The organism is Kitasatospora sp. NPDC056651 (assembly GCF_042792155.1).
GTDB lineage: Bacteria > Actinomycetota > Actinomycetes > Streptomycetales > Streptomycetaceae > Kitasatospora.
The window spans coordinates 3,747-27,535 of record NZ_JBHTWX010000123.1 but is presented as its reverse complement, the minus strand read 5'-3'; the positions used below and the strand labels follow the sequence as shown (position 1 = coordinate 27,535).

Below are 23,789 nucleotides of genomic sequence, written 5' to 3'. Positions count from 1 at the left end.
GGACAGGCTGGGGCGTTGCCAGTAGCCGCGTGCCAGACCGGCTCCGGCGAGGTAGAGCTCGCCGGTGGTGCCGGGTGGGCAGAGGGCGAGCCGGGCGTCCAGCACGTAGGCGCGGGAGTTGTCGAGAGGGGTGCCGATCGGCGGGGTCTGCGGGACCTCCCGGCCGGCGTCCAGGCGTTGGTGGGTGACGTAGGTGGTGGTCTCGGTGGGCCCGTAGACGTGCCCGACGACCAGGTCGGGGTTGTCGGCCAGGACGCGCCGCATGGCGTTGGGGTTGGCGGCCTCGCCGCCGGTGAGGACCTCCTGGAGCCCGGAGAAGGCGGTCGGGTCCTCCTCGGCGATGAGGTTGAAGAGCGCGGTGGTGAGGAAGAGGGCGGTGATGCCGTGCTGGTCAACGGTCTCCCGCAGGATCCGGGCGTCGAGGGTTCCGGGGCGGGCGACCGTGATGGTGCCGCCGTTGAGGAGGGGGACCCAGATCTCGTAGGTGGAGGCGTCGAAGGCGTGGGGGGAGTGCATCAGCAGGCGGTGGTGGGCCGCGTGCCAGCGGGTGTCATGGGCGAGCTGGATGACGTCCTGGTGGGTGACGGCGACGCCCTTGGGCAGACCGGTGGAGCCCGAGGTGTGGATGATGTAGGCGAGTTGCGTGTGCTGGGTGGGGACGCCCGGGTTGTGGGCGGGCTCCTCGGCGAGGGTGGGGTCGTCGGCGTGGAGCGTGGTGGCACCGTCCGGGAGCCAGGCGGTGTCGGTGGTGCTGTGGGTCACCAGGGTGGTGGCGCCGGTGTTGCCGGTGAGCCAGGCCATCCGGTCGGGCGGGTACGAGGTGTGGATGGGGGCGTAGGCGCCGCCGGCCTTGACGATGGCGAGGACGCTGGTGACGACGTCGGCGGAGCGGTCGAGCAGAACGGTGACGCGGCTCTCCGGTCCGGTGCCGCGGGTGATGAGCCGGTGGGCGAGGCGGTTGGCCCGCTCGTTCAGCTCGGTGTAGGTGAGCCGGAGGTCGCCCTCGCGGACGGCGACGGCGTCGGGGGTGCGGGACACCTGGGCCTCGAAGAGTCCGGCGAGGGTGCCGCCCGGCGTCGGGACCGTGCGCCCGGCCCAGTCCTCCAGGAGCCGGCGCCGCTCCTGCTCGGTGAGTACGGCGAGCTCGCCGACGGTCCGGTCGGGGTCGCGCAGGGCGTCTTCGAGCAACCGGACGAACCGAGCGGCGATCGCCTCGGCGGTGGTCCGGTCGAAGAGGTCGAGGGTGAACTCCAGTTCGCCGTCGAGGCCGCCGGCCGTACCGTCCTCGGTCGGGCGCTCGCTGAGGAAGAAGATCAGGTCGAACTTGGCGACGTCGATCTGCACGGGCCCCGACTCCACGCGGATGCCCGGCAGTTCGAGCTGTGGCCGGGTGATGTTCTGCAGTGAGAGCATCACCTGCGCCAGCGGGTGGCGGGCGGAGGAGCGAACCGGGTTGACGATGTCGACCAGCCGCTCGAAGGGCACGTCCTGGTGTGCGTAGGCGGCGAGGTCCGTTTCCCGGACCCGGTGCGCGAGTTCGCGGAAGGTCGGATCGCCGCTGGTGTCGGTGCGCAGCACCAGCGTGTTCACGAACATGCCCACCAGGTCGTCGAGCGCGGTGTCGGTCCGCCCGGCGACCGGTGTGCCGATCGGGACGTCGCCACCCGCGCCGAGCCGGGTCAGCAGCGCGGCGAGGCCGGCGTGCAGGACCATGAACGGGCTGACCTGGGTCTCCCGGGCGAAGGCCAGCAGCCTGCCGTGGAGTTCGGGGGAGATCCGCATCGGGACGGTCGAGCCGCGGTGGCTGGGCTGCGCGGGACGGGGGCGGTCGGTGGGCAGGTCCAGTTCCTCGGGCAGGTCCCGCAGGACCGTGACCCAGTGGGCGATCTGCCGGTTCAGCAGGCTGTCGGGGTCGTCCTCCTCGCCCAGCAGAGCCCGCTGCCACAGCGTGTAGTCGGCGTACTGGACCGGCAGCGGCGCCCAGGTCGGTGCCGAGCCCCGGCAGTGGGCCTCGTACGCGGTGGCCAGGTCCTTGCCGAGCGGAGCGAGGGACCAGCCGTCGCCGGAGATGTGATGGAGCACGAGCAGGAGGACGTGGTCCTGCGGTGCGAGCTCGAAGAGCCGGGCCCGCAGCGAGGTCTCGTACGACACGTCGAAGCCTTCGGAGGCCGCCGCCTTGAGGGCCTCGGCGAGGTCCGCCTCGCGGATCTCGACGGGGTCGAGCCTCGGCGTGGCGGCTTCGGGCGGGAGGATCACCTGGGACGGGACGCCGCCGACGTCCGGGAAGACGGTGCGCAGGCTCTCGTGGCGCCCGACCAGGTCGGTGAAGGCCGCGGCCAGGGCCTGTCGGTCGAGTGGGCCGTGCAGCCGCAGCCACATCGGGACGTTGTAGGTCGCCGTCCGGCCTTCGAGCCGATTGAGGAACCAGAGCCGCTGCTGCCCGAAGGAGAGCGGGACGGCCTCGGGGCGTTCGGCCGCGCCGAGCGCCGGGCGGGCGCTGTCGCCGGGGGCGCGGTCCAGGACGATGGCCAGTCGGGCGACGGTCGGGGTTTCGAAGAGCTCGCGGATCGTCAGTTCGGTGTTGAACACGGCGCGGACTCGTCCGGCCAGCCGGGTCGCGCTCAGCGAGTCCCCGCCGATGTCGAAGAAGGAGTCCTCGGGGTTGACGCGGGGGAGGGCGAGGACGTCGGCGAAGAGGGCGCAGAGCAGTTCCTCGTTGGGGGTGCGGGGGGCGCGGCCGCTGCTCTCGGCGGTGAAGTCGGGGGCGGGCAGGGCGCGCTTGTCGACCTTGCCGTTGCCGGTCAGGGGGAGGGTGTCCAGGACGACGATGGCGGCGGGCACCATGAACTCGGGCAGTTCGGTGCCCGCGAAGGCTCGCAGTTCGACCGGGTCGACGACGGCGCCGGCGGACGGGACGGCGTAGGCGACCAGCCGCTTGTCGCCGGGGCGGTCCTCGCGGGCGACGACGGCGGCCTGGGCGACCGTCCGGTGCCGGGCGAGGGTGGTCTCGATCGCGCCGAGCTCGATCCGGAAACCGCGGATCTTCACCTGCTGGTCGGCGCGGCCGACGTACTCCAGCTCGCCGTCGTGGTTCCAGCGGACCAGGTCGCCGGTGCGGTACATCCTCTCCTCCGGCGCGCCGAACGGACAGGCCACGAAGCGCTCGGCGGACAGGCCCGGGCGCTGCCAGTAGCCGCGCGCCAGACCCGCGCCCGCGACATACAGTTCGCCGACCGCGCCGGGGGCGACCGGGCGCAGGGCGGTGTCGAGGACCAGCGCCCGGGTGTTGTCGAGCGGGCGGCCGATCGGCAGCGTCCGGGCGGCCGACGCGCCGGCCTCGGGTACCGGCAGGTCGGCGCAGGTCGCGAAGGTGGTGGTCTCGGTCGGCCCGTAGCCGATGACCACCCGGGTGCCGGGGCAGGCGGCCTGGACGCGGGCGACAGCGGCCGGCGGGACCACGTCGCCGCCGGCCAGCACCTCACGGACCCCGGCGAGCGCGGTCGGGCGCTCCTCGGCGACCAGGTCGAAGAGGCCGGCGGTGAGCCACAGTGCGGTGACCCGGTGCTCGGTGAGCACCTGCTCCAGCTCGGCCGGCGTCAGCGTGCCGGGCGGGGCGACCACCACGGTGCCGCCGGACAGCAGCGGCACCCACAGCTCGTAGGTGGCGGCGTCGAAGGCGGGGGAGGAGTTCAGCAGCACGCGCCGGTGCGCGCCGCCGGTCCAGCGGCCGTCCAGGGCCAGCTGGGCGACGTCGTGGTGGCTCACCGCGACGCCCTTGGGTTGCCCGGTCGAGCCGGAGGTGTACATCACGTAGGCCAACTGGCCCGGTACCAGCGGCAGTTCCAGGTCGTCGTCGTCGGAGGGCGACTCCTCGTCGACGAGCACGGTGGACAGGCCCAGCCGGTCGGCCTCGTCGGCCAGCGTACGGTCGGTCAGCACCACGCGGGCGCCGGTCTCAGCGGCGATCAGCGTGCGGTGCCCCAGCGGGTAGCGGGCGTCCAACGGCACGTAGCAGCCGCCCGCCTTGAGTACCGCGAGCACCGCGACCACCAGCTCCGGCGAGCGGTCCAGCAGGATCGCCACGCCCTCCTCCGGGGCGGTGTCCAGTGCCCGCAGCCTCCGGGCCAGCCGGTTGGCGCGCGCGTTCAGCTCCGCGTAGCTCAGCTCGGTCCCGTCGGCGACCACCGCGACGGCCGCCGGGGTGCGGGCCGCCTGCGCTTCGAAGAGTTCGACGAGGCTGCCCTGCGGCTCGGGGGCGGACCGGCCGACCCAGTCCTCCAGGACCAGCCGCCGCTCCCGATCGGTCAGCAGCTCGAACTCGCCCACCGGCCGGTCGGGATGGTCGAGCAGCTCGCCGATCAGCGCGATGTACCGCTTGCGGTGAGTGGCCAGGTCGTCCTCGCCCAGTACCCGCAGGGCAGCGTCGAAGTCGAACCGCCAGCCCTGCTCGCCCCGCTCGAAGACGGCGACCGAGAAGCTGTCCAGCGGACCGAGCGCGAGGTTGGTGACCTCGGCCTGGATCCCGTCGAACGGGTAGGAGTGGTCGAACAGCATGATGTTGAGCGTCGGCCCGAGGACGCTCTCATCGGTTCCCGTCAGGCCGAGGTCGCGGCGCAGGTCCTCGTGCCGGTAGCGCTGGTGCCTCAGCGCACCGCGCAGCTCGCCGGCCACCACCGACGAAAGCTGACGGAGCGTCGACTCCGGTGACACGTCGAACCGCAGCGGCAGGATGTTGGACGCGAACCCCGGCGCCAGGCGCGCGGTCTTGGTGACCCGGGCGGCCACGGCGAAGCCCAGCACCAGGTCCTGTTCGCCGGCGGTACGGTGGAAGTACGCCGCGGACATCGCCGTGAGCACCGTGGACGGGTGCGTGCCCAGGCTGCGCGCCAGCACCTTGAGCCGGCCGACCCGTTCCGCCGACAGGTACTCGCTCTGGCGCAGGAACGGCAGGCCCCCGGCTCGGTCGGCCGAGCCGGGGGTGCCCTCCAGGCGCACCGGGGCGGGCCGCCCGGCGAGCTTGTCGAGCCAGTACTGCCGGTCCGCGGCGAATTCGGGGGAGGCGCGGTACGCCCGCTCCTCCTCCACCAGCGCCTCGTCGGAGAGCAGGAGGGGCTCCGGGAACTCGGCTCCCTGGCCCAGGGCGTTGTAGAGGTGGGCCATTCGCTGGCCTATCAGCACGGCGGTGTGCCCGTCGATCAGGATGTGGTGGTAGCTGCGGAGCCACCGGTAGTGGCTGTCGGCCAGTTTGAACAGCGCGTAGGTGTGGAGCGGACCGGTGGCGAGGTCACGGCTGCGTCCGAGCTCGGCGGTGATCCAGTCCTGGGCCGCCGCCTCCGGGTCGCTCTCACCGGTGAGGTCGAGGTGGGTGACCTCTGGCCGGAATCGCGGGTCGCGCACCAGTTGCGGCCCGTGCTCGTCGACGATCGCGACCGTCTGCAGGCTCTCCAGCTCGGCGACCAGCTGCCGGTAGGCCGCATCGAAGCGGGCTGGGTCCAGCGGACCGCGCAGGTCGACGTATTCGGCGACGTTGTACGTGCTTCCCGCCCGATCCAGCTGGTGGGCGTACCAGATGCCCATCTGGGCATTGGACAGGGGCCGGCGTTCGACGCGGGCTTCGGACACTGGTGTTCACCTCGGAAAATGTCTACAGAAATGGGTTTGCTGGAACTGCCGTGGCAGTTCCAGCAGTTCCCGGGGCCGCAGAAGGGGTGTCAGTGCTGGGACATCGCTCGGCGGAGACTGGCCGGACGCATGTCGGTCCAGTGCTCTTCCACGTAGTCCAGGCACTCCTGGCGGCCCGAGGCGCCGAACACGACCCGCCAGCCGGCCGGTACCTCGATGAAGGACGGCCACAGAGAGTGCTGCCCCTCGGAGTTGGCCAGGACGAAGTAGGTGCCGTCGAGATCCTCGAACGGATTGGTCATCGCGATGTCCCTCTCGTCTGGAGGCCGGTGGCAACCGGCGGGTTGAGCTGTTCGGCAAGGAGCGCGACCAGGTCCTGGGATGCCTCCTCCAGGAAGAAGTGCCCCCCGGGTATGACGCGGGTGTCGAAGTCGGAGGCGGTGTGCCGTCGCCAGAGCTCGGTGTCCTCCGGGGTGAACGAAGCGTCCTGCTCGCCCGCGATGGCGGTGAGCGGGCAGTTCAGCGGCGTGCCCGGGTGGTAGGAGTAGCCGTGTGCCAGGGCGAAGTCGCTGCGCAGCGTGGGCAGGGCCAGCTGGCGCAGTTCCTCGACCTCCAGCACCGCCGCGCCGGAGCCGCCCAGCTCCCGTACGTAGTCCATGAGCAGTTCGTCGGAGTGGAACAGGAGGTTGCGGCGCTTCGGCGAGTCCGGGGCCGAGCGGGCGGCGGCGAACAGCCGCACCACGGTGGGCGAGGAGGCCTGCTGCTCCAGCCGTCGGGCGGTCTCGTACGCCACGCTGGCGCCCAGGCTGTGCCCGTAGAAGGCCAGCGGACCCCTCAGCCGGTGCGTGGCGGCGAACGCGAGCTTGTCGGCCAGCTCCGCCATGTCCTCCATGCAGGGCTCGTTGAAACGGTCCTGTCGCCCCGGGTACTGGACCGCGACCACCTCGATGGTCGGCGGCAGCAGGTCCGCCCAGCCGCGGAAGGCGCTCGCGGAGCCTCCGGCGTACGGGAAGCAGACCAGCCGGAGCCGGGCCTCCGGGCGGGGTGTGAACACCCGGAACCACTTGGAACGATCGGTCATCTCGGGATCCCCGTCCTCAGCCGCACATCGCCACGAGGACGCGGCGCGCCCCGGTGAACGGGCGTCGGCCGTGGCCCACCAGGATGTTGTCGATCAGCAGCAGGTCGCCGGTGTTCCAGTCGACGTCGACGGCGCTGTCCAGGCCGCGGTCGCGGACCTGCAGGACGTACTCCGGCGGGATCGGCGTGCCGTCGGCGAAGGCCACCGACTGCGGCAGCTCCTCGACAGGCATGATCTTGGCCAGCGCCGCGGCCACCTCGTCGCCCATCGCGGTGGGGTGCCACTGGTCGGCCTGGTTGAACCACACCTCGGCGCCGGTGACCGGGTGGCGCAGGGTGGACGGGCGCAGCTGGTGCACCCGCAGCGAGCCGTCCGGCCGCCACTCCCACTCGGCCTCGGTCTTCGCGAGGAAGTCCTCGACCTCGGCGCGGTCCTCGGTCTCGAAGGTGTCCTGCCAGCTCTTGCCCAGGCCCCGTCCGCCGTGCAGGTTCTGGCTGTAGCGCACACCGCCCGCGAAGGCCTCCCGGACCTCCGGGTCGAGCGACTCCAGCCACCGCACGCCGTCCACCACGGGCGTCGCGCCGCCGGTCTCGGCGGCCTGCTCGCAGAAGAAGAGCAGGCGGGCCGGCCACTGGTGGGCGTAGGACATCTCGTTGTGCATCGAGATGGTGAACTCCGGCGGGAACTCGGTCGAGGTGTAGACGTTGTTCCCGACCTTGGTCCGCGGGGAGTTGCCGTGCACGTAGGCGAGCCGGTTGGGCAGCAGGAGGTCCATCACCTCGTCGAGCTCCGCGGGCGTGACCTCGAACCCGCGGAACACCAGGGCCTTCTCGCGGGTGAGCAGCCCGGCGAGGTCCTCCGGACCGTGGAGGTACTCGATCAGGCCCCGCGCGGAGGCGTCCACCCCGGAGGCGGCGGGGGTGATCACGAGCGGGGTCCAGTCCTCCTGGCCAATCATCACTGTTCTCCAAGCGGCCGGCGGCAGTTGTCGCTGCCCACTCTCTCCGGGCGACCCTATATTTTCTCGCCACCGCTGCTCATAAGCCGATATGGATCGGTTATGGGAAGCCGTTCGTAGGCTCTGGTTCCACCGGATCGCGACCGTCTTCCCCCATGCGGGCCATCCGCGGCGATCCAGGGACTTCCGCGGCGAGGTCGGCTCTGACCGCCCGCTCACGATGCTGGGAGAAGGCCTGTGACCCCTGCTGTGACCCACCGTGAGAGCTATCTCGACGGTTTTCGGGACAACGTCGAGCGCAGTCCCCGACGCGTCGCCGTGCGCTTCGTCGGTGAGGACGGCGAACAGTCGGTCGACTACGTGGAGTTGGACGCCGCGGCCCGCGCGACGGCGGGCTGGCTCGGGCAGCGCTGCGCCGCCGGCGACCGGGTACTGCTCCCGATCCCGTCCGGCATCGGCTTCGTCCAGGCCTTCCTGGGCTGCCTGTACGCGGGCGTGGTGCCCGTACCGGTGCCCGCGCGCGGCACCCACGGACGGCAGGAGGGCCGCCACACGGGTATCGCGGCGGACTGCGCGGCCCGGCTGACGCTCGGCGAGGAGGAGCTGCGCGAGGCCCTGCGGGCGACGCCGGTCGCCGGGCCGCCCGGGACGGGCCCCGACGACATCGCCTTCCTGCAGTACACCTCCGGCTCGACCAGCGAGCCGAAGGGCGTGATGGTTCCGCACCGGGCGTTGCTCCACAACATCGGGCTGATGGGCCGGGGGCTGGGCTGGCAGGAGGGAACGACCTGGGTCAGCTGGCTGCCGGCCCACCACGACATGGGCCTGATCGGCGCGATCCTGGCTCCGCTGCACGTCGGCGGCACCACGGTCCTGATGGCCGCGACCACCTTCCTGAAGCGGCCGGTGAGCTGGCTGCGGCTGATCGAGCGCTACCGGGCCGACGTCGCCCCCGCACCGAACTTCGCCTGGGACCTGTGCACGCGCAAGCTCACCGACGAGCAGATCGCCGGGCTCGACCTGTCCCACCACTGGAACGCGGTCAACGGCGCGGAACCGATCGACCCCGCCACCCTCACCCGCTTCGCCGAACGCCTGGCCCCGGCCGGGTTCCGCACGTCCTGCTTCGTCCCCGGCTACGGGCTGGCCGAGGCGACCCTGACCGTCACCCACACTCGCTCCGAACAGCCGCCGCTGATACGCCACTTCGACACCGCCCGGCTGGCGGTGGGCGAACTCGTCCCCGTCGAACCGGCCTGGACGGGCAGCGCGCTGGTGGGCAACGGCGCGGTCCGCGACCTCGACGTGCGGATCGTCGAGCCGGAGAGCCGGCGCGAGCTGCCGGCGGGCCGGGTCGGCGAGATCTGGGTGCGCGGCGGCAGCGTGGCGCTCGGCTACTGGGGCAAGCCGCAGGAGACCGCGGACAGCTTCGACGCCGACACGGCGGACGGTGAGGGCGGGTTCCTGCGCACGGGCGACCTGGGGGCACTGCTCGACGGCGAACTGTTCGTCACCGGCCGCCGCAAGGATCTGATCATCGTGCACGGCCGCAACCTCTACCCGCAGGACCTGGAACGCGACCTGCAGGGCCTCGACCCGGCGTTCGCCGGGCTGCCCGCGGCGGCCGTCCAGCTGCCGGCGGCCGACGGCGAACGGATCGTGCTGGTGCAGGAGGTGCGCCTCGGCGGGACCTCGGAGGAGCTGGGGCGGCTGGCCCGCCGGGCCAAGGCGGAGCTGGCCAGGGCGCAGGGCGTCCCGGTGGCCGGGCTCGTCCTGGTCGGCCCCGGGCGACTGCCCCGCACCACCAGCGGAAAGCTGCAACGATCGCTCACCCGTGAACTCCTGATGAAGAGTCGATTCGAAACCCTGCATGCCGAGTTCGACGACGGATGCGAGCCGGGCGGGCCGGACCGAACGGCCGAGATCCGCGGCTGGCTGGTCGAACGGGTCGCCGAGAGCCTGAACCGGAGCCCGGAGCGGATCGCCACCGACGCGCACCTGGTGGAACTCGGCCTGGACTCGCTGGGGGCGCTGTCGATCTGCGGCGAAGCGGAGGATCGCTTCGGGCTGCGGCTCGAAGCGACCATCGCCTGGGACCACCCGACCATCGACGCCCTGGCCGCGTTCCTCACCGCCGAACTGGAGCGGGCGTGACCGGCCGGCGGGCGCCGCGCCCGCACCTCCTCTCCGTCGGCCAGCAGGCGCTGTGGCTGGCCCAGCAGTTGCAGCCGGACAGCCAGGCGCTCAACGTGGTCCTCGCCGTCCGGGTGCACGGCGGGCTCCGGCCGCAGCCGCTGCAACGGGCGCTGACCGCGCTGGTCCAGCGCCACGAACTGCTGCGCACCCGCTTCACGACCGATCCGGACGGCTCGCCGATCGGCGAGCCGATCGAACCGCGGGCGATGCGACTCCAGGTGCGCCCGGCCGAGGGGCTCGACGACGACACCCTCTTCGCGCTGGCCCACCAGGTCGGCCAGGAGCCGCTGCGGTTGGACGAGGAGGGCGCCTTCCGGGCCGTGGTGCTGCGCCGGGGTGCGCGGGACGCCGTACTGGTGCTGGTCACCCACCACCTGGCCAGCGACGCGTACTCGCAGTGCCTGCTGCTGCGTGACCTGCTGGACGGCTACCGCGCCGAGACGACCGGCGAGCCCGCCCCGGTGCGCCCGCTCCCGCGGCTCTGGGCCGAGCAGGTCGACGCCGAACGGCAGGTGCTCGACTCGCCGCGCGGCGCCGAGTCCCGGGCGTACTGGCGGGAGGTCTGCACCGGCGTGCCGGTGGCCTCGCTGCCGGCCGACCCGGCTCTGCTCGACGGCCCCGGCCGTTGCCCCAGCCGCGGCGCCACCATCGCGCTGCCGTTGTCCTCGGCCGTCAAGGACCGGCTCGCCGAGCGCGCCGCCGAGGCCCGGGTCACCCCGGCGGCCTGGCTGCTCGCGGTGTTCCAGGCGGTGCTGCACCGCAGCGGCAGCGGAGCGGAGTTCCTGATCGGCGTGCCGGTCACCACCCGCCGCTCCCCGCTCGCCCGCGAGAGCGTCGGCTACTTCATCAACACCGTGCCGCTGCGCGGCCGGTTCACCCCGACCACCACCTTCGCGGAGACCGTCCGGGAGAGCGCCCGGCAGCTGCTGGGCGGACTCCGGCACCTCGACTGCCCGGTGGAACTCCCCGGCCGCAGCGCGGCCTTCAACATCCTGATCACCCTGGTCGTGGCCGACCGGCTGCCGATCCCCGGACTCGCCGACGGCATCACCGAGTACGCCGGGCTGCGGCTGGAGCTGTACGACGTGCCGCAGCAGGAGGGCCGCTCGGAGCTGGCGGTGGAGATCATCCAGCGCGCCGCCGGCATCACGGTGCTGCTGCGCTACGACACCACCAGGTTCGAGGTCTCCTCGGTCGAGCGCTTCGCCCGGATCTACCGGTGCCTGCTCGACGCCTCGTTCGACGACCCGCAGGCCCAGGTCGCCCGGGTGCCGCTGGCCGGCACGGCGGACCGTTCCTTCCTGCTCGCCCTGGGCGGCGGCCGGTGAGCCCCGCGCACCATCCGCCGCTGGACCCCACCGCCCGCGAACTCGCCCTCCCGGACGGGCCGACGGTGTGGTGCACCAGCGTCCCGGCGACCACCGCGATGTGGCGCGAGATGCGGCCGCCGGGGACGTACCACCGGGCGGTCGAGCGACTCGGCGGGGGCACCGTGGTGGACGTCGGCGCCAACGTCGGCCTGCTGTCGCTGCTGTGCGCGCGCCGCCGCCCCGGCCTCGTCGTGGTGGCGGCCGAGCCGGTGCCCGAGCTGTACGCCTGCCTCACCCGCAACCTCGCCGCTCACGTCGGCGAGTGGCGGGCCGAGCAGGTGGCGGTCGGCGCCACCGGCGGGGAACTGCCCTTCACCTACTACCCGCAGGCGCCGGGGAACTCCGGCCTGTACGCGGACGCCGCCGCCGACGACGCGATCACCCGGACCTACCTGCTCAACACCGGCCTCGACCCCGAGGACGCGGCCGAACTGACCGAGGGCGTGCACCGGGGGATCGGCTACTCCGTCCGCGTGGTCACCGTCTCCGAACTGATCGAACGCCACCGGATCGACCGGGTCGCCCTGCTGAAGGTCGATGTGGAGCGCGCCGAACTCGACGTGCTGCGCGGTGTGGAGCCCCGGCACTGGCCGCGGATCGACGCGGTCGTCGCGGAGGTGCACGACGAGCGGGACCGCCTCGCCGCCTGCGTGGAGCTGCTGCGCTCGCGCGGCTTCACGGTGACCGTCACCCAAGACCCGCTGCTGGCTGACACCGTCCTGTACGACCTCGAAGCGGTTCGCCTCTGAACCCGGTCCCGCCACCCGGTAGGAACCGTAAACGCCAAAGGAGTTGGACCGTCATGGGTACCCTGATGCTGCCGGATCGCATCGCCCGGCAGGCGTCGCGCACGCCCGACGCGACCGCTCTGGTCGACGGCGCGCGGACGGTCACCTACCGCGAGCTGGACGAGGCCGTAGCCCGGGCCTGCCACCGGCTGCGGGGGCTCGGCGCCGAGCCGGACCGTCCGGTCGGGATCGCGCTGGAGCGCGGCGTCGACCTGGTCGTCACGCTGCTCGCGGCCTGGCGGGCGGGAGCCGGCTACCTGCCGCTGGACCCCGGACAGCCGGCCGCCCGGCTGCGGGAGCTGATCCGCGACTCCGGGGTCGCCCTGGTGGTCGCCGGGGACGCGCTCGCCCCCACCGTCCGGGCCGCCGGCGCGGTGCCGCTCGCCCCCGCCGAACTCGTCGCCGTCCCCGCCGCGCCGCTGCCGCAGCCGGCCTCGCCGGCGCCCGAGCAACTCGCCTACGCGGTGTTCACCTCGGGTTCGACCGGCCGGCCCAAGCTGGTCGGCGTCACGCACGCCGGCCTCGCCGGCCGGGTCGGCTGGACAGTCGACACCCACGCCCTCGGCCCGGCCGACCGCGTCCTGGCCAAGACCTCGATCGGCTTCGACGCCGCCGCTTGGGAACTGCTCGCACCGCTGACCTGCGGCGCTGCGGTGGTCCTCGCGCCGCCCGGCACGGAGCGCGATCCTGCCGCGCTGCTGAGCACCGTCGCCGCCCACCGGGTGACGGTGCTCCAGGTGGTGCCCTCCGTGCTGCGCCCGCTGGTCGAGGAGGACGGCTGGTCGCGGTGCGACGAACTCCGGCTGGTCTTCAGCGCCGGGGAGCCGCTACAGGCCGAACTCGCCACCCGGCTGCGCGCGCGCACCGGCCCGGCGGTGGCGCTGTGGAACACCTACGGGCCCACCGAATGCAGCATCGACGTCACCGCACACCCCGTCGACCCCGCGCAGACGACCGGACCGGTCCCGATCGGCCGGCCCATCCGCGGCATGAGGGTACTGGTCCTCGATCCGGCCGGCGACCCGGTTCCGGTCGGTGTGCCCGGCGAACTGTACGCCGGCGGCCCCGGCGTCGCCCGCGGCTACCTCGGTCGGCCCGGGCTGACCGCGCAGCGCTTCGTCCCGGACCCGTACGGCGAGCCCGGCGCCCGCCTGTACCGCACCGGTGACCAGGTCCGCTGGCGCCCCGACCACACACTGGAGTACCTGGGCCGGCTGGACCAGCAGCTCAAGGTCAACGGGGTGCGGATCGAGCCCGGCGAGGTCGAGTCGGCGCTCGCCGCCCACCCCGAGGTCACCGGCGCCGTCGTCACCGCGTTCACGGCGCCCGGCACCGTCGGCACCTTCCTGGCCGCCCACGTCACGCTGCGCACCCCGGTCCCCGCCGGCGAATTGCGCGCCTTCCTCGCCGAGCGGCTGCCGGAGAGCCACCTGCCGTCCGTCGTCCGCCTCGTGCCCGACTTCCCGCTGACCGCCTCCGGCAAGGCCGACCGCTCCGCGCTGCGCGCCGCGGCCGAACTCGAAGGACCCGGCCGCCCGCGCTACCTCGCCCCGCGCGACCGGGCGGAGGAGGTGGTCGCCGAGGTCTGGGCCGGACTGCTCGGCGTCGACCGGATCGGCGCCGACGACGACTTCTTCGCCCTCGGCGGCACCTCCCTGCAGCTCACCCGGCTGGCCGCGCGGCTGCGTGCCGCGGCCGGCGGGCCGGTCCCGCTGCGCGGCCTGTTCGAGGCCGCCACCGTGGCCGAACAGGCCCGGCTGATCACCCTGGCCGCCCCGGCCGACGACCCGGTGACCCCGATCCCGCGGGACGGCGAGCTGCCGCTCGCACCCGGCCAGCGCCGACTGTGGTTCCTGGACCGACTGCACCCGGCCGACCAGGAGTGGGTGGCCCCGCTGCTGGTACGGCTGCCGGCCGCCACCGGCGAGGCCGCCGTCCGGCAGGCCCTGCGCCGGCTCGCCGAGCGCCACGAGCCGCTGCGGACCCGCTACACCGCGGAGGCCGGCGAGCCCCGGCAGCTGATCGGCCCGGCCGAGGACGTCGAACTGCGGGTCGAGGACACCACCCGGGAGCAGCTTCCCGCGCTCTTCGGCGAGCAGTTCCGGCGCGGCTTCGACCTCGAACGCGGCCCGGTCTGGCGGGCGCTGCTGGCCCGGATCGACGGCGAGGACCACCTGTTGCTGCTGACCCTGCACCACATCAGCTGCGACGGCGCCTCGACCGTGGTGCTGGAGCGCGAGCTGCGCGAGCTGTGCGCCGCCCACCGGGAGGGCCGGGAGAGCACGCTCGCCGCGCCGGCCGTGCAGTACGCCGACTGGGCCGCCTGGTCCGCCCGCCGGCTGGCCGACCGGCACGTCAGCGCCGAACTCGATTACTGGCAGCGGGTGCTGGCCGACCTTCCGACCCTCGACCTGCCGACCGACCGGCCCCGCCCGGCCGAGCGCGACGGGCGTGGCGCCGTGGTCCGCTTCCGGCTGCAACCCGAGCTGGCCGACCGCCTGACCGACCTCGGCCGCGCGCACGGCGCGACTCCCTTCGCCACTCTGCTGACCGGCTTCGCCACCCTGCTGGCGCGCCACACCGGCCAGTGGGACCTGCCCGTCGGCACCCCGGTGTCGGGACGCACCCGCCCGGAGGTCGAGGACGCGGTCGGCTTCTTCCTCAACTCGCTGGTGCTGCGCTGCCGCCCGGACGGCCGGGCCGGTTTCGCCGCGGCCCTGGACGGCGTGCGCGACACCGCCCGGGAGGCCTTTGCCCACCAGGAACTGCCCTTCGAACGGCTGGTGGAAGCCCTCGGGCCCGAGCGTGACCTCTCTCGCACCCCGCTCTACCAGGTCGCTTTCGACCTGCACACCGAGGGCGCGACCGGCCTGGCCGACCGGGACGAGGACATGGCCGCGTTCGCCGAATCCTGGCGGGTGGCCAAGACCGACCTCTCGCTGTTCCTGCGCCGCCGGTCGGACGGCGGCTACGACGGCGTGCTGGAGTACGCCACGGCACTCTTCGACGAGGCCACCGTCGCCCGCCTGGCCGAGCGCTTCGTCCGGCTGCTGACCGCGGCGGTGGACCACCCGCGGCTGCCGCTGGAGGCCCTGGACCTGCAGTCGCCGGCCGAGCTCCACCGGCAGCTGGTCGAGTGGAACGACACCGGCGCCGGCGGTACTCCGGCCACCGTGCCGGCCCGGTTCGAGGAGCAGGCCCGGCGCACCCCGGCGGCGCCCGCCGTGATCCTCGGCGAGCGGGTGCTGGGCTACGCCGAGCTCGACGCCGCGGCGAACCGGCTGGCCCGGCAACTGCGCGCGGCCGGTGTGGCCGACCACGACCGGGTCGCGGCGGTGCTGCCGCGCGGACCCGAGCTGCTCACCGCCCTGCTCGCGGTCTGGAAGGCGGGGGCCGCGTACGTGCCGGTCGACCCCGCCGACCCGGTCGAGCGGATCGCCGAGGTACTGCGCTCCTCGGGCGCGGCCGCCTGGATCACCACCGGCGCCACCGGCCGGATCGACCACCCCGCGGCGGTACGGCTGGACACGGACGCCGCGGCGATCGCCGGGCAACCCGGCACCGCGCCGGAGCGCGTCGAGGACCCGGCCCGGCTGGCCTACGTGATCTTCACCTCCGGCTCCACCGGACGGCCCAAGGGTGTCGAGATCACCCACCGCGGCCTCGCCGACCACGTGGATTGGGCGGCGACCGAACTCGTCGCACGCGGCAGCGGCGGCGCCCCGCTGTTCTCCTCGCACGCCTTCGACCTGGTGGTCCCCAACCTCTGGGCGCCCCTGGTGGCCGGGCAGCCGGTGCGGCTCTTCCCGCCGGACGCGGACCTCTCGCAGCTGGGCTCCTGGCTCGCCCGCACCGGCCCGTACAGCTTCGTCAAGCTGACCCCGGGGCACCTCGACATCATCGCCGCCCAGCTGACCGCCGAGCAGGCCGCGGCGCTGGCACCGGTCCTGGTCGTCGCGGGCGAGCCGTTCACCCCGGAGGTGCTGGCGCGCTGGCGCGCCCTCGCCCCGCACACCGAGCTGATCAACGAGTACGGGCCCACCGAGGCCACCGTCGGCGCCACGATCCACCCGGTGCCGGCGGACCCGCCGACCGGCGTGCTGCCGATCGGCCGACCGCTGCCGCACACCACGGTGTACCTCCTGGACCGCGCCCTGCGGCCGGTTCCGCCGGGCGCGGCGGGCGAGCTGTGCGTGGGAGGGCGGCGCCTGGCCCGCGGCTACACCGGCCGCCCCGGCCTGACCGCCGAGCGCTTCGTCCCCGACCCGTACGGCGAGGCCGGCGCCCGGCTCTACCGCACCGGCGACCTGGCCCGGCAGCTGCCGGACGGGACGGTCGAGTTCCTCGGACGCATGGACGACCAGACGAAGCTGCGCGGCTACCGGATCGAGCCGACCGAAGCCCGGGCCGTCCTGGCCGGCCACCTGGCCGTGCGCGAGGCCGCCGTCCTGGTGCACCGGCCCACGGCCGGCGAACCGCACCTCGCGGCCTACTACCTCCCGGCCGATCCGGCCGCCCCGCCCGCCGAGCGGGACCTGGCCGAGCACTGCGCCCGCCGGCTGCCGCACTACCTCGTCCCGGCGAGTTTCACGGCGCTCGACGCGTTCCCGCTGACCGCCAACGGCAAGCTCGACCGCCGCGCGCTGCCCGCACCGGGCCGCACCCCCGGCGACCCGGCCGCTCGGACCGCCCCGAGCGGGCCCGTGCAGCTGCGCATCGCGGCTCTGTGGGCAGGGATCGTCGGCAGCGAACCCGACGCGCACGCCGACTTCTTCCTCACCGGCGGCAACTCGATCACGGCCATCCGCCTGATCGCCGCGGTCCACGAGGAGTTCGGGATCGTGCTGCCGGTGCGGGCCGTCTTCGAGGCACCCACGGTCGCCGGGCTGGCCGCCACCGTCGAGGAGATCGTCCGCGCCGAGGCCGCGCTGCTCAGCGACGACGAGATCGCCGCCGCCCTGTGAACGTGGCCGACCCGGTGACCGGCACCGACGTGCCGCCGCTGCACCGCAACCGGGACTTCCTGCTGCTGTGGTCCGGCGCGGCGGTGTCCTTCCTCGGCAACCGGGTGAGCGCCTACGCCTACCCCCTGCTGGTGCTCTGGCACACCGGCTCGCCGCTCGCGATGTCCGCGGTGTCCTGTGCGGCGCTGCTGCCGCTGCTGGTGGTGCAGCTGCCTGCCGGGGCGCTGGTGGACCGCTGGGACCGCCGCCGGGTGATGCTGGCCTGCGAGGCCGGGCGCTTCCTGGCTCTCGGCAGCGTCGTCACGGTCCTCGCGCTGGGCGCCTTCGCGCCGGCGCACCTGGTCCTGGTGGCCTTCGCCGAGTCCACCCTCGCGGTCTGCTATCGACTGGCCGAACGGGGAGCGGTGCGCAACGTCGTGCATCCGACCCAGCTGCCGCCGGCGATCTCCCGCAACGAGGCCCGCGGCCGCGCGGCGGCCCTGCTGGGCCAGCCCGGCGGGGTGCTGCTGCAGACCGTCGCCCACTGGGCGCCGTTCGCCTTCACGGCCGGCGCGCACCTGCTCTCGCTGCTCACCCTGATGCTGATCCGCCGCCCGTTCCAGGAACGGCGCCCGGCCGGCCGGCGGGCGCTCCGCCAGGACATCGCCCAGGGGCTGCGCTGGCTCAACGGCCACCGGTTCCTGCGCGCCGCCCTGGGCTTCCTGGCGGCGGCCAACCTGCTGCTCCAGGCCGTGCCACTGGCCCTGCTCCTGCTGGTCAAGGAGGAGGGCGCGGCCAAGGCCGCGGTGGCGCTGATCGTCGGCGCGGGCGGCCTGGGCGGCGTGTTCGGCGCGCTGACCGGCGGATGGTGGGAGCGCCACCTCAGCCGGCGCACCATCTTCGTCCTCGGCCTGGCCTGCTGGGCGGTGCTCACCTGCGCCATGGTCTGGGCGCGCGACCCGGTGCTGCTCGGCGCGCTGTTCGCGGGCACCGGCTTCGTCGGCGCCGTGTTCAACGTGGTCGGTGCCGTGGTCCAGACCCGGGCCACCCCCGACGCCCTGCAGGGCCGGGTGGTCGGCGTCAGCTACCTGCTCGGCTCGGGCGCCAACGCGCTCGGCGCCCTGCTCGGCGGCCTGACCCTGGCCGCCTGGGGGCCCGCGGTCACCCTCCTGCTGGTGGGCGCTCTGCTCACCGCCCTGGCCACCGCCGCCGCCCTCGCCCCGGCCCTGCACACCCGTCACGACCTCAGGGAAGGACCCGTCACCCCATGACCCTCAGCGCGATCGTCGAGGCCCCTTCGTCGTCCGGCGCGCCCGCCGATTGTGCCGACCGGCTCGCCGAGCGGCAGGCGCAACTGCGCGCGCTGCTGCACCAGCACGGCGCGGTGCTGCTGCGGGGCTTCGCCGTCGGTGGCGTGGACGGCTTCGACCGGGTGGTGCGCACGTTCACCGGCGACGCCCCGCTCCCGTACTCCGAGCGCTCCTCGCCGCGCAGCCGGATCAAGGGCCGGATCTACACCTCCACCGACTATCCGCCGGACGAGGAGATCTTCCTGCACAACGAGAACTCCTACCAGGTCACTTGGCCGCGCACCCTGTTCTTCCACTGCGTCGAGCCGGCGCACACCCGGGGCGCCACCCCGCTCGCCGACCTGCGGGAGGTGCTGCGTCGGATCGACCCTGAGGTCCGCGAGGAGTTCCGCCGGCGCGGCTGGCGGGCGGTGCGCAACTTCCACCCCGGCATCGGCCTGAGCTGGCAGGGCGTGTTCGGCGGCGAGGACCGGGCGGCGGTCGAGACGTACTGCCGCGAGCACGGCATCGAGGCGCAGTGGCTGCCCGGCGGCGGGCTGCGCACCGTCGCCGTCCGCCCCGCCCTGCGGATCCACCCCGCCACCGGCGAGGAGGTGTGGTTCAACCACGCCACGTTCTTCCACGTCACCACCCTCGCCGCGGAGATCCAGGAGGGCCTGCGGGAGATGTTCCCGGAGGAGGACCTGCCGAACAACACCTACTACGGCGACGGCGGGCGGATACCCGGCGAGGTCATGGCCCACCTGCGGGACGCCTACCGCGGCGCCTCCACCCGCTTCGACTGGCAGCGCGACGACGTCCTGATCGTCGACAACATGCTCGCCGCCCACGGCCGGGAGCCCTTCACCGGGCCGCGCCGGATCGCCGTCGCGATGGCCGAGCCGCACCAGGGCCACGAGCCCCACCAGAGCTAGCTAGGAGACCCGAGACATGACCGGCACCACCGACAGCACCGGGTCCGACGCGCTCAGGGCGGAGTACCTGCGCCGCGTGCTCAGCGGCGAACTGCGCGGCCGCAGCCGCGGCATCGAGAAGGCCGACCGCAGCCATCCGCTGCCACTGACCGCCGGGCAGCGGCAGATGTGGTTCCTCAACCGGCTGGAGCCCGACAGCCCCGAGTACCTGGTGCCGGTCGCGCTGCGGCTCAGCGGCGAACTCGACCGCACCGCGCTGGACCGGGCCTGGACCCGGCTGCTCGGGCGGCACGAGATCCTGCGCACCCGCTACGCGTTGGACGGCCAGGAGCCGGTCCAACTCGTCGACCCGGTCCGGGAGCCGGCCCTGCCGGTCGAGGACCTCGGCCGGCTTCCGGCCGGCCGGCGCTCCGCCGCCGTGCAGGCACGCATCGAGCACGAGGCCGCCCGCCCCATCGACCTGGAACGCGAGTGGCCGATCCGCGGCCGGCTGCTGCGCTGCTCCCCCGACGAGCACGTGCTGCTCCTGACGGTGCATCACATCGCCTGTGACGCCTGGTCAACCGGCCTGATCGCCGAGGAGATCGGCGCCGGCTACCGGCGGTACGTCACGGGCAACGACACGGCGGACGAAGCCGAACCGGCCCTGCAGTACGCCGACTACGCCGTCTGGGAGCGGGAGCAGCCCATCGCCACGGCGCTGGACCACTGGAAGCGGCGGCTCACCGGCCTGGAGCCGCTGGACCTGCCCACCGACCGACGCCGCCCGGCGGTCCGGGGGCACGGCGGCGACGCCGTCCGCTGCGAGATCCCGGCCGAACTCGCCGAGCACACCCGCCTGCTGGCCCGCGAGCACGGCACCACGCAGTTCTCGGTGCTCCTCGCCGCGTTCCAGGTCCTGCTCGCCCGCTACACCGGCAGCACCGACGTCGCCGTCGGCACGGTGACCAGCACCCGCACCCGGCCCGAACTGCAGGGCATGATCGGGTACGGGATCAACACCCTGGTGCTGCGCGGCCGTCTGGACGGCGACCCGACCTTCGCCGAACTGCTGGGCGCCACCGGCCGTACGGTGCTGGACGCCTACGACCACCAGCGGGTGCCGTTCGCCACCCTGGTGGCCGAGCTGGAGCCGGAGCGCGACCGCTCCCGCACTCCGCTCTTCCAGGTGTTCTTCACCCAACGGGAACGCACGGCGACCGACTACCGGCTGCCCGGCCTGACCATGAGCGAGGTCGCGCCGCCCCGGCCGAAGGCACGCTTCGACCTCGCCCTGGTGGCCGAAGAGGCCGCCGACGGCGAGCCGCTCGCGCTGCGCCTGGAGTACGCCACCGAGCTCTTCGACCGGACCACCGCCGAGCGGCAGTTGGCCCACTACGTGCGGCTGCTGCACAGCGCGGCCACCGCCCCGGGCACCAGGCTGTCGGCGCTGGATCTGCTGGACGCCGACGAGCACGCCGCGCTGACCGCCCGCCCGGCGGACACCGTGGAGACGCCCCGCCCGCTGCACGAGCTGTTCGCCGAGCAGGCGGCCCACACGCCCGGCGCCGTCGCCGTGGTCAGCGGCGAACACACCCTCGACTACGCCGAACTGGATGCCCGCGCCGACCGGCTGGCCCGCCGCCTGGTCGCCCTGGGCGTCGGTCCGGAGACCCTGGTGGCGGTCTGCCTGGAGCGCGGCATCGAGCTGCTGCCCGCCCTGCTCGGCATCCTGAAGGCGGGCGGCGCCTACGTCCCGCTGGATCCGGCGGTGCCCGACGCCCGGATCGACTACGTGCTGCGCGACAGCGGCGCCCGCGTGCTGCTCACCCAAGAGGCCCACGCCACAAGGCTGTCGGCGCTGCACGACGGCGAACTCGTGGTGCTGGACCGGCCGCGGGAGCCGCTCCGCGAGCCGGCCGTGGCCACGCTGCCGGCGGTCGACCCCGGGCAACTCGCGTACGTGATCCACACCTCCGGCTCCACCGGCCGGCCCAAGGGTGTGGCCGTCACCCACCGCAACGTCGCCCGGCTGCTCACCACCGCCCGCCGGCGGTTCGCCTTCGACGCCGACGACGTGTGGTCGCTCTGCCACTCCTACGCCTTCGACGTCTCGGTCTTCGAGATGTGGGGCGCGCTGCTGCACGGCGGCCGGCTGGTGGTGGTGCCCCAGGAGGTCACCCGGGACCCGTCGGAACTCCTCGACCTGCTCGTCGGGCAGCGGATCACCGTGCTCAGCCAGACGCCCTCCGCCTTCCGCGGCCTGGTCGCGGCGGCGGCCGCCGACGACCCCCGGCTCGGCCGACTGGCGCTGCGGGCCGTCGTCTTCGCGGGCGAGCGGCTCGACGCACCCGAACTCGCGCCCTGGGTGGAGCGGTTGGGCGAAGCCGGGCCGCGCCTGGTGAACATGTACGGCATCACCGAGACCACCGTGCACTCCACCTGTCACCGGGTCGGTGCCGCGGACCTGGACCCGCTGGCCGGCAACTCGATCGGCCGCCCGCTCGACGACCTCGCCCTGCACCTGCTGGACGAGCACGGCCGCCCGGTGCCGACCGGCGCGCGCGGGGAGATCCACGTCGGCGGCGCCGGCGTGACCCGCGGCTACCTGGGCAGGCCGGGCCTGACGGCCGCGCGCTTCGTCCCTGACCCCTTCGGCGCCCCCGGGGAGCGGCTCTACCGCAGCGGCGACCTCGCCCGGCGCGGCCCGGACGGCAGCCTGGAGTTCCTCGGCCGGGCCGACGACCAGGTGAAGGTGCGCGGCCACCGGGTGGAGCCGGGCGAGGTGGCGGTCGCGCTGGCCGCCGTACCGGGTGTGCGGGAGGCGGCCGTGGTCGTCCGCGAGGGCCGGCTGGTCGGCTACGCGGTGCCCTCCGGGGAGGCCCTGCCGGGGGCGGGGGAGCTGCGGGCGGCCTTGGCGCGCTCGCTGCCGGAGTACCTGGTGCCCTCGTTGTTCGTGGCTCTGGAGCGGCTGCCGTTGACGGCCAACGGCAAGCTCGACAAGCGCGCCCTGCCGGCCCCGGAGCTCGACCTCGTCGCCGAGTACGTCGCCCCGAGCACCCCCGCCGAGGAGCGGATGGCCCGGATCTGGGCCGAGGTGCTGGACCTGCCCCGGGCCGGGGCCGCGGACAGCTTCTTCGACCTCGGCGGCGACTCGATCCGGGCGGTGGCCCTGGTCGGCGCACTGCGGGCGCAGGGCATGGACGCCGCCGTCCGGGACGTCTTCGCCGGACGCACCGTGGCGGGGCTCACCGCCCTGCTGGCCGAGCGCCCCGCGCTGTCGACGGCGACGCGGGTGGCCCCGGTCGAGCCGTTCGCGCTGATCACGGCGGCGGACCGGGCGACCCTGCCCGCCGGAGTGACGGACGCCTACCCCATGGCGATGGCCCAGATCGGCATGGCTGTCGACCTGCTCGCCGTGGACGGCCGCAGCAACTACCAGAACGTCGCCACCAGCAGGATCCGCGACGAGCTGCCCTTCGTGCTGCCCGCGCTGCGGGAGGCCGCCCGGGTGGTGGCGCAGCGGCACGAGGTGCTGCGGACCTCCTTCGACCTGGAGTCGTACTCGGTGCCGTTGCAGCTGGTGCACGCCGAAGCCGGGATCCCGGTGGTGGTGCACGACCTGAGGGAGCTGCCGGCGGAGGAGTTCCGGGGTGCGCTCCGGGAGTTCCAGGCCGCCGAGCGGGCGCGGCTGTTCGACCTGTCCCGGCCGCCGCTGCTGCGCCTCGCCGCGCACCGGGCCGCCGACGGCTGGTGGCTCACCGTCACCGAGTTCCACGGCATCGTCGAGGGCTGGAGCTACCACTCGCTGCTGAAGGAACTGCTGGACTGCTACCGGACGCTCGCCGCCGGGCAGCCGCTCCCGCCGTTCGAGACGCCCGAGGTCCGCTACGCCGACTCCATCGCGGGCGAGGTGCGGGCGCTGGCGTCGGCCGAGGACCGTGCGTACTGGAGTGGGCAGGTCCAGCGCTACCCGGCCTTCGCCCTGCCCGCGCACTGGGGCGAGCCGGCCGCGGCGGCCGAGGACTACTGGGAGTCGGTGCCGTTCGGCGACCTGGAGGACGGCCTGCGGGCCCTGGCCGCCGCCGCGCGGGCCTCGTTCAAGAGCGTCCTGGTCGCCGCCCACGGCAAGGTGCTCGGCCTGCTCACCGACCAGGAGCGGTTCAGCAGCGGGGTGGTGGTGCACACCCGCCCGGAGGCCCCGGGGGCCGACCGGGTCTACGGCATGCACCTCAACACGCTGCCGTTCGGCTTCGAACGTGGTGCCCGCAGCTGGCGGGAGCTGGTGCGCTCGGTGTTCGAGCGGGAGGTGGAGCTGTGGCCGCACCGACAGTTCCCGATGCCCGAGGTGCAGCGGCTGGCCGGCCCCGGACGCATCGTCAACGTGCTGCTCAACCACGTCGACTTCGAGCGGCTGGAGAGCGACGCCGTCGACCTCGACACCGTGATGGCGCCCGGAACCACCGAGTTCGACCTCGCGGTGACCACCCTGTCCAAGCGGATCAGCCTCAAGACCAGCACCCGGTCGATCGGTCGGGTGTGGGCGCAGCGGGTGGCGGGGTTGTACCGGGCGGTGCTGGAGGCGATGGCGGCGGATCCGGAGGGTGATTCGGAGCGGCTGTTCGTGC

Annotated in this window: 11 protein-coding genes; 7 read left to right on the top strand and 4 right to left on the bottom strand. The window is 74.0% G+C overall.

Annotated features, from left to right (window positions below):
* From ACFRAR_RS33135 to ACFRAR_RS33120, 4 genes are all read right to left on the bottom strand, one after another.
* Nucleotides 1-5,622, bottom strand: a 5,622-nt coding sequence (locus tag ACFRAR_RS33135) for an amino acid adenylation domain-containing protein (protein WP_380703046.1), incomplete at its 3' end; no start/stop codon positions are given.
* An 89-nt stretch (nt 5,623-5,711) separates the two neighbouring features.
* The gene (locus ACFRAR_RS33130; RefSeq protein ID WP_380703044.1) at nt 5,712-5,924 is read right to left on the bottom strand and encodes an MbtH family protein; all 213 of its coding nucleotides are present in this window, start codon (nt 5,922-5,924) and stop codon (nt 5,712-5,714) included.
* Nucleotides 5,921-6,703, bottom strand: coding sequence for a thioesterase II family protein (locus ACFRAR_RS33125; protein ID WP_380703042.1), 783 nt, complete (start codon nt 6,701-6,703; stop codon nt 5,921-5,923). The genes ACFRAR_RS33130 and ACFRAR_RS33125 overlap by 4 nt, the downstream gene beginning before the upstream one ends.
* A gap of 16 nt (nt 6,704-6,719) precedes the next feature.
* Nucleotides 6,720-7,661 carry a TauD/TfdA family dioxygenase gene (locus ACFRAR_RS33120; protein ID WP_380703040.1) on the bottom strand — a complete coding sequence of 314 codons (942 nt, stop codon included), beginning with the start codon at nt 7,659-7,661 and terminating at the stop codon, nt 6,720-6,722.
* 237 nt (nt 7,662-7,898) lie between these two features.
* Between ACFRAR_RS33120 and ACFRAR_RS33115 the strand changes: the two genes are divergently transcribed.
* The 7 genes from ACFRAR_RS33115 to ACFRAR_RS33085 all read left to right on the top strand — a co-directional run.
* A complete protein-coding gene (locus ACFRAR_RS33115) occupies nt 7,899-9,815 on the top strand; it encodes an AMP-binding protein (RefSeq protein WP_380703038.1) in 1,917 nt (638 codons plus the stop codon).
* Nucleotides 9,812-11,185 (top strand): condensation domain-containing protein, encoded by a 1,374-nt coding sequence (locus ACFRAR_RS33110; protein WP_380703036.1) that lies wholly within the window; start codon nt 9,812-9,814, stop codon nt 11,183-11,185. Before ACFRAR_RS33115 ends, ACFRAR_RS33110 begins: the two co-directional genes overlap by 4 nt.
* A complete protein-coding gene (locus ACFRAR_RS33105; protein WP_380703034.1) occupies nt 11,182-11,976 on the top strand; it encodes an FkbM family methyltransferase in 795 nt (264 codons plus the stop codon). The genes ACFRAR_RS33110 and ACFRAR_RS33105 overlap by 4 nt, the downstream gene beginning before the upstream one ends.
* Nucleotides 11,977-12,029: 53 nt before the next feature.
* Complete coding sequence (locus ACFRAR_RS33100) at nt 12,030-16,979, top strand: amino acid adenylation domain-containing protein (RefSeq protein WP_380703032.1); 4,950 nt, start codon at nt 12,030-12,032, stop codon at nt 16,977-16,979.
* Nucleotides 16,980-16,981: 2 nt separating this feature from the next.
* Nucleotides 16,982-18,229, top strand: a complete 1,248-nt coding sequence (locus ACFRAR_RS33095; protein WP_380703030.1) for an MFS transporter — start codon at nt 16,982-16,984, stop codon at nt 18,227-18,229.
* Complete coding sequence (locus ACFRAR_RS33090) at nt 18,226-19,182, top strand: TauD/TfdA family dioxygenase (RefSeq protein ID WP_380703027.1); 957 nt, start codon at nt 18,226-18,228, stop codon at nt 19,180-19,182. Before ACFRAR_RS33095 ends, ACFRAR_RS33090 begins: the two co-directional genes overlap by 4 nt.
* Before the next feature lie 16 nt (nt 19,183-19,198).
* Nucleotides 19,199-23,789, top strand: a 4,591-nt coding sequence (locus tag ACFRAR_RS33085) for an amino acid adenylation domain-containing protein (protein ID WP_380703025.1), incomplete at its 3' end; no start/stop codon positions are given.